9 protein-coding genes and 1 tRNA gene are annotated in these 14,005 nt (G+C 36.8%); 6 read left to right on the top strand and 4 right to left on the bottom strand.

Translation table 11 applies throughout. The features are described from left to right. Positions 1-16: 16 nt before the first annotated feature. Positions 17-4,402, top strand: a complete 4,386-nt coding sequence (locus tag OGI71_RS24995) for a translocation/assembly module TamB domain-containing protein (RefSeq protein WP_282252817.1) — start codon at positions 17-19, stop codon at positions 4,400-4,402. Between the two features lie 229 nt (positions 4,403-4,631). Here OGI71_RS24995 and OGI71_RS24990 read toward each other — a convergent pair whose 3' ends face one another. Together OGI71_RS24990 and OGI71_RS24985 are read right to left on the bottom strand one after the other, a co-directional pair. Continuing rightward, positions 4,632-5,957, bottom strand: coding sequence for a trigger factor (locus tag OGI71_RS24990; RefSeq protein ID WP_282252815.1), 1,326 nt, complete (start codon positions 5,955-5,957; stop codon positions 4,632-4,634). 68 nt (positions 5,958-6,025) lie between these two features. After that, positions 6,026-6,107, bottom strand: a tRNA-Leu gene (locus OGI71_RS24985). 149 nt (positions 6,108-6,256) lie between these two features. On the opposite strand from OGI71_RS24985, the gene OGI71_RS24980 reads away from it, so the two are divergent. The 5 genes from OGI71_RS24980 to OGI71_RS24960 all read left to right on the top strand — a co-directional run bounded on the left by OGI71_RS24980 (position 6,257) and on the right by OGI71_RS24960 (position 11,635). Beyond that, positions 6,257-6,868, top strand: coding sequence for a hypothetical protein (locus OGI71_RS24980; RefSeq protein WP_282252813.1), 612 nt, complete (start codon positions 6,257-6,259; stop codon positions 6,866-6,868). Continuing rightward, on the top strand, positions 6,865-7,167 hold the full coding sequence (locus OGI71_RS24975; protein ID WP_282252812.1) for a transcriptional regulator: 303 nt from the start codon (positions 6,865-6,867) through the stop codon (positions 7,165-7,167). Before OGI71_RS24980 ends, OGI71_RS24975 begins: the two co-directional genes overlap by 4 nt. A 52-nt stretch (positions 7,168-7,219) precedes the next feature. After that, positions 7,220-7,711 (top strand): Coq4 family protein, encoded by a 492-nt coding sequence (locus tag OGI71_RS24970; RefSeq protein ID WP_282252811.1) that lies wholly within the window; start codon positions 7,220-7,222, stop codon positions 7,709-7,711. A gap of 4 nt (positions 7,712-7,715) precedes the next feature. Then, positions 7,716-9,200, top strand: a complete 1,485-nt coding sequence (gene creD / locus OGI71_RS24965) for a cell envelope integrity protein CreD (RefSeq protein ID WP_282252810.1) — start codon at positions 7,716-7,718, stop codon at positions 9,198-9,200. Between the two features lie 353 nt (positions 9,201-9,553). Beyond that, entirely contained in the window at positions 9,554-11,635 is a 2,082-nt protein-coding gene (locus tag OGI71_RS24960; RefSeq protein ID WP_282252809.1) for a S9 family peptidase, read from the top strand. A gap of 531 nt (positions 11,636-12,166) precedes the next feature. On the opposite strand, the gene OGI71_RS24955 is transcribed toward OGI71_RS24960, so the two are convergent. Both OGI71_RS24955 and OGI71_RS24950 read right to left on the bottom strand, forming a co-directional pair. After that, on the bottom strand, positions 12,167-13,114 hold the full coding sequence (locus OGI71_RS24955; RefSeq protein WP_282252807.1) for an MlaD family protein: 948 nt from the start codon (positions 13,112-13,114) through the stop codon (positions 12,167-12,169). Between the two features lie 62 nt (positions 13,115-13,176). After that, positions 13,177-13,977 carry an N-acetylmuramoyl-L-alanine amidase gene (locus OGI71_RS24950; protein ID WP_282252806.1) on the bottom strand — a complete coding sequence of 267 codons (801 nt, stop codon included), beginning with the start codon at positions 13,975-13,977 and terminating at the stop codon, positions 13,177-13,179. Positions 13,978-14,005: the final 28 nt, after the last annotated feature.

The raw sequence follows: 14,005 nt of genomic DNA, 5'->3' as shown, positions 1-14,005 counted from the left end.
AAAAATAATAAAAATAATGTCAATAGTCCTGGGTAGTATATTCATTATACTGCTTGCATTGGCATTATCGCTACAGCTGAAACCTGTACAAAATTTTGTCGCACAAAAGGCCATCAAGTATTTATCCAAGGAGTTGGACACCAAAATCAGTTTAAAAAGTATTTATTTTAAACCCTTTAAATCTGTTGTTATAGAGGGCTTCGAAATTTATACCCCAGAAGGTCAAAAAATCATAAAATCCGAAAAAATAGAGGCAACTGTAGATCTATCCCAACTCATAGAATTGAACAGGGTTGTCATTAATAAGTTGAAGATTGAAAATACGGAAAGTAATTTCGAACAATTTAAGGATAGCAGCAATATCTCATTTTTAATCCGATATTTCAACCCGCCAAAGAAAGAGAAAAAGAAAAGTTCAAAAAAAATAATCTTTGATATTAAAGAACTTATTATCAACAACAACTCATTCAACTATGTTAATCACAGGCAAAAACACTATAACAAAGTTGTTGATTTTGGCGATTTAGGCATATCAAAATTAAATGCACACTTTAGTAATATTAAAATTGACTCCAATCGTATCTCAGCAGACATCAAAGGTTTCAATCTTAATGAGAAAAAAGGATTGGTTATTAAGGGACTCCTCGCCCATGCTTCAGTAAGTAACAAAAGCATTGAACTGACAGATCTCATGCTCACAACCAATCGTTCCACAGTCAAAAATTATATAAAATTAAGCTACAATAATTTTTCAGATTTTTCAGACTTTATCCATAAAGTCAATGTCGAGATACGTGCACGCGATTCGCGCATACACTCCGAAGATATTGCCCTCTTTTCATCCCCAATGCACCAGGTCAGGTTTGATGTAAAGATCAAAAAATCAAATCTGAGAGGTACAGTAGCAGCCATCAATGCTTCACAAGTAGATCTGACCATCGGAAAAAACACCGAATTAGCGGGTGATCTAAAAATTATAGGTCTACCTGATATAGACAAGACAAACTTTATTGTTCCCCATGTTTTTATTTCCTCTGAACATAGCGATCTCAAAAATATTATTAGTGAACTTGGCAATTTAAAAAACTTCAAACTTCCGGAGATTGTCACACTCTTCAATAAATTCACATTCAAAGGCAGTTTACTTGGACAGTACAATAAGTTTAAAACCATTGGTGCCTTCGACACTGATATTGGTAACGTAGAAGCTGATGGAACACTAGACTTGCGAAAAGAGATAAAATATGCCGGTAGATTTCAGTCTAAAAAATTTGATCTTGGTAAAGCTACCAAATTAAAAGATTTGGGCAGTTCTGGATTCGATCTACAGCTCGATGGAATAGGTACTGATCCCAAGTATTTAAAGCTCAATATAGCAGGCAATCTAACTAATTTCAGTTTTAAACAATATACCTATCAGCAAATTCAGGTTAAAGGGGATATAGACAAACAATTATTTCTTGGTTCGGGAATAATACATGACCCAAATCTTCGGTTACAGTTTACAACAGATGTAGACTGGTCCTCTCGCCCCAACTACCACTTGGATGCTGACATACAACAGGCAAATTTAAAAAAGCTCAATTTCTTTCAAGGTGACTCAATCAATATTATAGACACTAAATTACATACGAGCTTAATTGGAGATAACATCAATAATATCACAGGGGAATTTAAATCTGATAGTGTAAGTTTTACTTCCTCCAAAGGAAAGTTTGTGATCAAAAATATCAATTTCCTCGCAGAAGGAGATCAAGAAGCTCGGTCGTTAACACTGCAGTCCGCTATTGGCCATATTGACCTCAAAGGAAGAATTGATCTAAACACGATTGTCCCCTATTTTAAGGCCCTCGCGATGCGTTACGCCCCTGCAATTGGATTTGAAAAGAATGACTTTAACCGTCAGGACTTTGACCTCAATATCAATATAAAATCATTCAGACCTATCGCAACGTTCTTTAGAAAAGACATCGCCCTGGATAGTGGAGCAACATTGAATGCAAAATTTGCCAGCGAAAAGCAGACAGCAAATTTTAATTTTTATGCGCCTGAATTCAAATACAATGGCATACGTCTCACCCATTTGATTATTGACCAAAATGCCAATCTTAAAAATATGGAACTACAGACTTCCATAGACCAGATCAATTTTACGGATAGCACTTACATCAAGAATGTAAATATTTCAAATACCTTAGTCAACGACAGCCTACAGTTCAACATCAAAATGTCAGAACTGGAAGCCAGCAATAGCTTAGATCTCAATGGGGTTATCCGTTTTGCCCACGCAAAGCCAGCTTTCATCAATTTTTACCCGTCCAATATACTTATCAACAAAGAACAGTGGCTTGTCAACAATGATGCACAATTAAAAATTTCAAAGGGCAAATGGTATTTTGAGAAACTCACATTGAGTCATGCAGAGCAGAAAGTGCATATTGATGGCATATTATCAAATGACCTTTCAGATCAAATCAATTTAAGATTCCAAGATTTTAATCTCAGCTCGCTCAATGGTATCACAAAACCACACGGAATCAATTTGTTAGGAAACTTAAATGGACAGATCGAGGTCAATTCTGTTTTTAAGTCTCCTTTTATCGTTGCGAATATCAAGACATCTCCTATCCTTTATAATAATATTCCTATAGGATCATTAGCGCTTAGTGCCAATTATGATCCTGAAAACCAATTGGTAAAATTAGACAGTAAAATAGAAGAAGGTGATAAATTAATTCAGTTAAGAGGTTCTTACAACCACCTAAGTGAAAGCAACAAGCTCAACCTTAGGGCAACTTTAGTGAATACAGATGTATTTGTTTTTCAACCGTTTCTGCGAAGTCTAGTTTCTAACATTAAAGGTAAGGTAAATGCAGATCTGGACATTGAAGGTGATATCCTAAACCCCAAAATTAGTGGATCAGGAAAGCTTGACAACGCTTCCATGGTTATCAATTACCTCAAAACTCCCTATCGTCTTTCCGAAGAAGTCAACGTGACCAACAATAGAATTTTCCTTACTGGTCTCAAAATATACGATCAAAAAAACAATGTAGCGACAATCGATGGTATTGTCGATCTCAACAAGTTAAGTGACCCCGATATAGATGTGACAGCCGAAGCGAAAAATTTCATGGTATTGAATACAACAATAAAAGATAATAATACCTATTACGGTACCGCTTATGCTTCTGGAACCTTTCAGTTCAAGGGATTGACATCAGCAATGAATATCAATATACGCGCTAAATCAGAAGAAAACACAGTCATCAATATACCCTTTAATAGCGCAAGTACAATTTCCGATAGTGATTTCATCTACTTTATAGAAAAAGATTCCACCAAAATCAAGAAAAATCAAAAGAAACGGGATTTTAATGGTTTGACGATGAATATGGATCTACTGATCACACCAAATGCTGAAATCAACCTTTTTTCAAGTATGGGGGAACTATCGGGCAAAGGAAATAGTAACCTGAATATGCGAATATCTTCACTGGGAGATTTTGAAATGTTCGGTGATTTCATTGTTAACAGTGGCAAGTTTAATTTCACTGCACAGGATTATATCAACAAAATATTTGACTTAAAGGAAGGTGGAACTGTACGATGGGCTGGAAATCCGACTGAAGCCAATATCAATATCAACGCAATCTACCAACAAAGAACAAGCTTAGCTCCACTGTACAATGCCGCTGGAAGAGAGGAAAACCCTGAGCGTGTATTAGCACAAGCAGACATGATTTTAAAAGGTCAGTTGAGCCAGCCCGATATTACATTTGACATCAATTTCCCGCAGAATCCAGGTGTTAAGGACGAACTGCAAGGGTATTTCTCTGATGCCAACAATGTCAACCAGCAAGCGCTCAGTTTAATTGTCAGACGTAGCTTCACCCCCGGAACACAAAGCGATTTTGGGAAAGAAGTTAATAATACATTGCTATCAGCAGGCACCGAAATTGCTTTCAATCAGATCAACAATATAATCGCGCAATCACTTAATATCAATTTCTTTGATATCAATATCAAATCACTTAATGACGCCTCTGCATCCCTTCGTTTATTTAATGATAGGTTGGTTCTCACAGGCGGTATTTCGGATCGTCGGAATCAGGCTTTAACTGACCTGAATGTATTCTCAGATCGTGTTTCAACCGATGCGGAAGCGCTATTCTACTTGCGTAAAGATGGCCGTCTTGTACTCAGGGCCTCTAACCGTCTAAACACAAGAAATTTCCTTCTTAGTCCAAACGATGGGGAATATATCAGCGCCTTTGGATTATTATATCGGCAAGAGTTTAACACCTTCTCTGAATTTCTGAAAAGGTTATTTCCATTAGGAAAGAAGAAGAATTTCTTTATTCCAGCCCAAACAGACGCAAAGAAAAGTCAACCCAATTAACGATAGGCTACTAAAATAATAGTAAAAGCTAGTCCAGCTATCCTATCACAATCAAAAAAGCTGAATGAACCAATGATTACCAAATGGTAAGATCAAAACAAGGTACATGCTATTAAAGACAGCTTATATAAAGCAAAAACGATCAATAGCACAGGTGGCTTCATAGAAGGCATAAAAAAAACCTTCCAAGATATTTGGAAGGCCTTCTTATAATAATGTTAAAAACCGCTTACGCTAATTTTTCGAATTCTTTAAATTCAATATCACTACTGTTCAATTTAACCAAACCTTTTAAGTGATCAAATACTTTCAAAGCTTTAGCTTCTTCGAACAAACGGTTACCTTGCTCTCTGTCTTGTAACAATTGAATTGCAAACTGATTCAATTGCTCATCAGAAGGCTCTTCGTTGATATTGTACATTTTGATTTGTGCGTAGATACGTTCTTTCGCTAAATTGATTACCTCATCATATTTAACTTCAAGACCGTTTTCAGTAACGACACGGTTTTCGATGATTGTCCATTTCAAGTTGTTCAAGAAATCAGCAAAGCCTTCGTTAAGCTCCTCTTCAGAAATGCTAGGATTCGTAGCTTTCAACCATCTTTTCAAGAACTCCTCAGGGAATTTTACGTCAACTTTATCCATACCAAAAGTATACATATCGTTACGTAATTTTTGATCCGAGTTTTGCTTGAACAAGTTTTCCACTTCTTCTTTTACTTTTTCAGTAAATTGAGCTTCTTCAGTTACTTCACCTTCTGCAAACAATTTATCGAAAAATTCTTGGTTAAGGTCAGCTTCCTCTAAACGGTTGATGTTTTTAACAGTCAATTCGAATTTTGTAACATCCAAAGCTGTAGCTTCTTCTTCAGTGATACCTAAGATACGTGCTAAATCTTCTGTTTTGAAAGCTTTCTTAACATCGATTTTAACAGCATCGTCTTTTTTAAGACCTACTAAAGATTTCTTGATTTTTGCATCTTCAACGATATCCGTACGGATCGAAGTTGTTTTCTCAAGACCTTCCTCTTTATCTTGTTTCAAGGTAGCATACAATACATCACCTTCTTCTGATACTTCTGGATTAGTCATCTTTCCATAGCTACGACGCAAGTTTTTGATACGATCTGCCAAGGTCTCTTGATCAGCTTTGATATCGTAAACAGCAAACTCAGTCTCAGCAGTAAAAGGCAATTCAAAAGCAGGAGCTAAACCAATCTCATATTTAAAATTGAAATTGTCTTTATAATCCCAGCTATATTGTGCGTCATCTTCCAAAGGAAGTGGCTGACCTAAAACTTCTAATTTATTTTCTGAAATATAATTCGTGATTTTATCGTTCACCAATTTATTGATCTCATCAAATAAGATAGATTTACCATAAGTACGTCTGATATGTCCCACTGGAACCTGACCCGGACGGAAACCTGGTAATTTTGCCTTTTTAGCTTGCGCTTTAATCTCTTTGTCGACTTGAGGATTATAATCTTCAGGTGCTAATGCGACGTTGACGACCGCATTGATTGCATCTACATTCTCGTGTGAAATATTCATACTCTTTTTAGCTATATCGCATTCATAAAAAAATCCTCCCGAGGTTTTAAGTTCGGGAGGACATCAAGTGCGGAAGAAGGGACTCGAACCCCCACGCCTTGCGGCGCCAGATCCTAAGTCTGGTGCGGCTACCAATTACGCCACTTCCGCATTAGGATTTCTTTTGATGCCACAAAGATAGAAACCAAACCTATATCTTGCAAGTATTTTTTACTCTTTTTTTTATTTTTTTTCAATATTCTTTCTACCTCTTGCATAATTCATTATTATTCATTTACTTTGAATATCAAAGTACTTTTATGGAACAAAAAGATTTATTTAAAGAGCTTGGAGAGATCAGATTATTGATGGAGAAATCCTCCAAATTTGTTTCGATAAGCGGTTTATCAGGTGTTCTTATTGGCTGCTATGCGTTATTAGGAACTTTATTTGGCTACTATACGATAGCAATTCCCGACACTGCGATCAATCGGTTCGCGTCTGGTCTGGCTATTCCTACACTCTTTTTAATAGTTGCTATATTGATTCTAACGCTCTCATTATTGACCGGATGGTTAATGGCTCGCAAGAAAGCAAAGAAAAATAAGCAGTCGATTTGGAACATTACCAGCAAATCTCTTTTATTTGCAGTTTCAATTCCTTTGATAACTGGAGGAGTTTTAGCATTAGTCCTACTTTCTCAAGGTTATTATCATTTGATTGCTGGGATACTGCTAATTTTCTATGGTTCGGCTTTAGCTGCTGGTAGCATTTATACCTTCACAGAGGTGAAATGGTTAGGCATACTAGAAATATGCTTAGGTTTAATGGCAGTATGTCTTCCAGACCACGGACTGATGTTATGGGGATTAGGATTTGGTGTGTTACATATCATCTATGGTTTTATCGTTTACAAAAAGTACGAATCGTGAAATTAGATCTTTCTTTATATGACAAAATATTCGAAAATAGAGTCCGCTTACAAATTATGAGCGTCCTTGCAGTGAATGAAGAATATGATTTCAATTCGTTCAAAGAAGTATTGGAAGTAACCGATGGAAATCTAGCGTCCAACCTCAAAACATTGGAGAAAGAAGAATATATTGTCGTGGAAAAAAGTTTTGTCAACCGCAAACCCAACACCAAATATAAAAGGACGACAAAAGGATTAAAAGCATTTGAAAATCACCTTATTGCATTAGAAAATTTAATAAAACAACAATATAAATAATTTTTTTATCTACATACTTTGAAATTCAAAGTACTTTTAAAATCACAAAAATATGAAAGGAATTCGATTAAAACTCATGCTCCATCTCTACAATTGGTCTTCCAAAGTATATGCGGATATTTTCAAATGGAACAAAAAAGCATGGGGAATTAGCAAAGAGGAATTTTTAACCTACCCAGTTGGGAGCATTGGCCATAGTTTGGGTCTCTTTTACGCAAGTAAGGGATTTGATGTTATGCCAAAATTGGAAAATCATGATGTCTTCCATATTATAACAGGAACAGGAACCGAAATCCAAGATGAAATTGCCATGCAATACCTTTTGTTGGGCAACGGAAAAGTCAGTCTGTATTTAATGGGAATGATCGCGATTGGTGGCATCCTTTTTCCAGAACATTTTAAATATTACAAGAAAACCTTTCAGAAAGGTCGATCCCTGCAGAAGTTCCATCATATAGAATTCAAAGAGATACTTCATTACCAGCTTACCGAACTCCAAATTGCATTATACAGTAAAAATATTCAGGTTGATTTAAACAAATGAAATCATGGAAAACCAAAATACACCCAAAAGCTCATTTGCAGCGGAACAGTATTCGCTCTTTGACAAAATTAGCAACTCAACAGTCCTAAAATTATTTGTCATCTTATTTCTTTCACTACTATTGCTCATACCACTGACATTAATCAGTGATCTAATTGAAGAACGTAAAACTCGCGAGCAAAACGTATCCGAAGGTATTGCGCTTAATTGGGGCCAGGAGCAGGTTATCTCCGGTCCAGTCGTAGCAATCCCATACAGCGAAATTATTCAGAAGTCCGCTGAAAAAAGTAAAAACTCAGCAACATTAGAATACAGACAAACAAAGTGGATTTTTATTCTGCCTCAAAGCTCGAATATCAACACAGACATCAGCCCACAGCATCTTTCCAGGGGGATCTATAATACTGTGGTATATAATAGTCATATCTCTATCGAAGGTAGCTTTAATAAAATCGATCTAACAAAGCTGGAAATTCCAATTGAGAAGATTGATTGGAAAGGAAGTCGATTAGTATTTGGTATACAAGATTTTAAGGGACTGGGCAAACGCCCTGTTCTCAAATGGAATGGTATAGAATCAACTTTCGATCCCGATTTTAACAACCTCAAACTATTCAATCAAAATCTAGTCTGTCCCATTTCTATCAATCCCCAAAGCGAAAACATTTTCAAAATCACATTAGACCTAAAAGGTTCAAAATCATTAAATTTTGTCCCGCTCGGTGATCAAACGAATATTTCTGCAAAAGGAAATTGGGCTAATCCGAGTTTTGCCGGTGCATTCTTACCAAGTAAACGAACAGTCGACAATGCCAATTTTTCAGCATCTTGGGAGATCCCTTCCTTTAGCCGCAAGCTGCCCCAACAATGGTCAGGAGATATTTATCCAATCTATCTCTTCGAAAAAAACAGGGGCAACCTGACAGATGAATCTGAGCCTCCGCAGCCTACAGCCCGTGCTGCATCAGACTCAAACGTATCCAGTGACATGTTAGTCAACTCGGATATGATCACCATCAATTTCCTGCCAGACATCAATAACTATCAAAAAACGAGGCGGGTTGCTAAATATGGTATTTTGATCATCCTCTTGACATTCACTTCACTCTTATTCACTGAGATTATCAAGAAAAAAAGAATCCATATTATCCAATATGTACTAATCGGAGCAGCCATGGTACTTTTTTATACATTGTTATTAGCATTATCAGAACATATCGGATTTAATACAGCCTATTTAATCGCTTCAGTTGCCACCTTAATCCTCATCGGAAGTTTTATAAAAGCGATTACAAAAGATCTTAAATCTGCGCTCTTACTTGGGGCAATTTTAGGTACATTCTATTTATTCATCTATGTACTCATGCAACTTAGAGATTACTCTCTCATTGCCGGAACGATCGGTATCTTTATCATCTTGGCAATCCTGATGCGTGTTTCCACAAAAATCAATTGGTATCAATTTGACAACAATCATGCTGATCAATAAGCAACATCTCAAAATCTATTGGGTAATTATCGGCATATTGCTAAAGAAATAAACTTATCCGAGCAGATAGCCGTCTTTTTGCTAAATAAGACGGCTATTTTCATCCTTTGCTCAGCTTTTAGCAGCAAAATCTGTAACTTGCAGCGACATTTTTCAGTATTATATATATGAAACCATCATGATTTATTCAATCACACTGAAGAGTGAATAACCGAGCAAAGCGAGTTCATGAATGCCGCTTAAAACATACACTCGATGAATAAATCTGATAGCTTCATCACAATTGAAACCGACGAAGGCAGCATGAATACCTTAAAGGGAAAATGCAATAATGAATAAACAAATTTATGCGGATGAAAAAACTTACAATATTTACATTAGCGATTATGGCATGCAACCTCAGCAATGCGCAAGAAAGCAAAGGTGGAAAATCCAGTTTTAAGATGGTTACGGAAACACCACAACCGATTAGCCCCAGCACCCTTTGGGATCTCGGACGTGTATCGGCTGAAGGACTTTCTTCAGATGGTAAAACATTGCTGTATGGTGTTTCTAATTACAACTTAGAAAGCAATACGAGTGAGAAGAATCTTTATACCATCTCATTGGCCAATGGTGCCGGTGGTCAATTTACGGATCAAAAAGGAGGCGAAGCAGTAGTCCAGATCGAACAAAATGGTGATGTGATTTATTTATCGAAAGGTCACTTGTGGAAAAAAAATCTGACAAAGGGAGAGGCAACTCAGCTGACATCCGGTGAGATGGCTTTGGAAAATGTCAAATTTTCTCCCGACGGAACACATATCCTTTTTAGCCAATCCGTATTAATCAAAAAATACCATAGCACAGATAAATATCCAGAATTGCCGAAATCAGATGCCTATATTTATGACAACTTAGATTACAGACATTGGGATACATTCAATGATGGAAAATTCAATCACCCTTTTGTTGCCAGCTATAGTAATGGAAAAATAGGAGATCCTGTTGATCTGCTGAAGGATCAACCTTACTACAGTCCACAGGCACCTTTTGGTGGTGCAGAAGATTTCATTTGGTCTCCCGATAGCAAGGCGATATTATATGTTTGCAAGAAAAAATTCGGGACAGATTATGCCGTGAGTACCAACACAGATATTTATCGTTATGAATTATCTTCTGGTACGACCACCAATCTGACCGAAGGCATGAAAGGCTATGACATCGCACCAGCTTATTCTCCAGATGGTAAAAGCTTAACTTGGCTCAGTATGAAAACCGATGGTTATGAGTCCGACAAAAATGACATCATCCTATTTGATAAAAGCAGTTCAATTCGATTAAATTTAACAGCACACTGGGATGGTACCGTCAACAGTTTTATCTGGAGCAATGATAATCGCAAAATATACTTTACTGCTGCCACAAAAGGTACTGTGCAGCTATTTGAATTAGAGGTACCTTCGAATATAAAGTCAAAAAGTCTTCCAAAGATCCAACAAATTTCAACAGGGGACTTTGATATTACGGGTATTGTTGGTCAAACCGGAGATAAGCTGATTGTTACTTTGACCAAATTCACGCGTGCGACTGAAGTCTTTAGCTTTGATCTCAAAAACAAATCTTTGACAGCAGTCACCAAGGTCAATGACGGCAAGTATGCAGCAATTGCGGAAAATAAAATTGAAAGACGTATTACAAAAGCCTCCGACGGTGCTGATTTATTTTCATGGGTAATTTACCCTCCAAATTTTGATCCTGCAAAAAAATACCCAACTATACTCTACTGTGAAGGTGGTCCACAATCTGCGCTCACGCAGTTTTATTCTTTCCGTTGGAACCTTCAGTTAATTGCTTCACAAGGTTACATTGTGATCGCACCAAATCGTAGAGGCATGCCCGGTTGGGGGGTAAAATGGAATGAGGCGATTTCCCAAGATTGGGGCGGACAACCGATCAAAGATTACTTGTCTGCTATAGATGACATATCCAAAGAAACATATGTCGACACAGCGCGTCGGGCAGCAATTGGTGCTAGCTATGGTGGTTATTCCGTTTATCAGTTAGCCGGAGTCCATCAAAATCGTTTCAAAACATTCATTGCACATAACGGCTTATTCGATATGAGAAGTTGGTATGGTACGACGGAAGAATTGTTCTTTGCCAATCATGAATTGGGGGGTGCCTATTGGGATAGCAAAAACGAAAAATCATATACCCAGTTTAATCCGATTGAAAAAGCAAACAACTGGCATACGCCTATTCTGATTTTTCAAGGCGGAAAAGATTATCGGGTTCCCATAGGACAGGGTTTAGCAGCCTTTCAACTTGCTCAGTTGAAGAAAATAAAAAGCAGACTTGTTTATCTCCCTGATGAAAACCATTGGGTACTATCAGGGCACAATGCTCAGGTCTGGCAAAGAGAATTCTTTACATGGCTTAAAGAAACCTTATAAAACCGCTATAAAATTAGATAGTGAGATAATATACTTACACTACTGATAAAATCGCTAGTAAAATATTGCAATTACCAAAATTAACGCCACTTATTGAGTGGCGTTAATTTTGGTTTAATGGCTGACTATAAAGTAAACCCGATATTTCCGGATTCAGGATTATTGATTTCCCTTGCAAATTGACCATCCGCAGGGGATGTAATCTATTTCATTCCATCTTTTTCGATCATTTCAGACAATAAAAGAGCAAGTTAACTATTGCTTAATACCTGCTTATGTATTAAAAGGGGGATTACATGGTATTAACAAGGGTATAACAGGGGGTTAACAGGGGTATATCCCTATTAATCCTCTGTTAATACCCTATAAAAAGAGTGTTAATATCGTTTTAATATTGGAAATGGTATCAATCTGGTAATAAGTTAACTACCGGCAGAGCGAGCCAACTTCAGTCGCTAAAGAAGTCTTAAATACAAAAAGCCTGCAAATTGCAGGCTTTTTGTATTATTAACTATATCCAATAAACGAAATCTATTTTTCACCTTTTTTTCCAAAAATAGAAAGCTTGATATATTTACCGGGTTTCTCCTTGACATCCTTCATCAGATTATCCATTTCTTTAGATGCATTATTCAGATTACGGTATAATTCTTCATCATTAAGCAATAAACCAATTGACCCCTTACCACTATTGATCTTACTCGTAATATTTTGAAAATCGGACATTGCCGCATTTACCTTGTTCATGGTTTGTTCAAAATCCAATCGTGCCGCTTTATCCGTTATATTGTTTAGATTGGACATTATAGCGTTGATTTTCTCACCATTTTGTGAGAAATTGGATGTAATCGATTCCAGATTGGCCATAATTCTATTTAGCCTTCCCTTTTCATTTCCCACAAGTCCTTCTACATCTTTTGTGATTCCCTCAACATTTTTCAGGGAAGTCGATATGCTATGGATACTATTCTTAAAATCATCTTGAAATTGCTTATCTAGTACCGTATTAACCACTGTCAATGTAGAATCCAATTTGATCGTAATAGTTTCAATACGCTTTTGGATTGGTTCAACTTTATCCATAATATTCGCTTGGATACCTGAATTTAGAAAATCGCCATCTTTAGCCATTTCCGTGCTATTGCCCATCTCAAAAACAATTGCCTTGCTACCCAACAAATCTGTACTCGAAATCCGAGCAATAGTATTTTTAGGGATTTTATAATGGGAATGGATCTTAAATTCCGTTTTTATTTTACCATCCGGTTGTAAGATCATTTTTGATACCCGTCCAATCTGATAACCGTTAACTAAAACCGGTTTAGAAGAAGTCAAACCGTCGACTGTATGGTAAGTGGTATAAAATGTATTATCGCTGCTGAAGACGTCGTTTCCTTTTAAAAAACTATACCCTATAAATAATAGAGCAATTGCAACTGTTGCTAATATGCCGACTTTTGTTTCATTTGATATTTTCACAAATCATTTTTTTTGTAATGCATCATTAATATAACTTTAAAACAGCATAAAAGCAAATCTGTTTAGCGTTCAACAGAATTTTTATAAATTTTTAAAGCCGAAACCAGATTATTGACAATTTCTTGTTGCCCTTCATCTGATAAAAGATAGCTTTCCTCTTCCCTATTGCTGATAAATCCTATTTCTGTCAAAACAGCTGGCATTCCCGCTTCTGCTAGTACAGCTAATCCTTTTTCCCAGAACCCACGGCTATGTCTTCCGGATTTCACGTACTCTCCTTCAATCATCTGCGCCAAACGAATACTCTTTTCACGGAATCTGTTTTTCATCAATGAAAAAATAATGGCACTTTCGGGGTCTTTAGGATCAAATCCCTGGTAATTTTCTTTATAATTTGATTCGAGCAATAACGATGCATTCTCGCGGACAGCAGCATCCTGTTGCCCTAAACGATGCGAACCAGAAACCAAGCTTTCCGTACCATGGGCACTAGAACCACCTGAATTACAGTGAATGGAAATAAATAAATCCGCTTTGTTAGCATTCGCCAAACGAATACGTTTATACAATTCCACAAATTCATCAGAAGTCCGTGTGTAGATAATCTTAACTCCCGGAATATCTTTTTGAATTTGTCGTCCGAGCTTTAACGCCACGTCCAACGCTACATTCTTTTCTAGGGATCGACGGCCCTGTGCACCGGTATCTTTTCCACCATGCCCAGCATCAATAACGATGGTTTTAATCTGATAGTCGGGTGGTTCGGGTTGGCCGTTGTTTAATTTGAAAGAATTCAATAAAAAAAATCCCAAAGTAGCAAACATAATGCTACACCATTTTCTAATTCTTAAATCTGATTTCATTGAATAATTATTTGCTCTACTATAAACG

It is taken from the genome of Sphingobacterium sp. ML3W (genome assembly GCF_029542085.1).
Taxonomy (GTDB): Bacteria; Bacteroidota; Bacteroidia; order Sphingobacteriales; family Sphingobacteriaceae; genus Sphingobacterium.
This window is presented reverse-complemented; position numbering and strand designations above follow the sequence as displayed.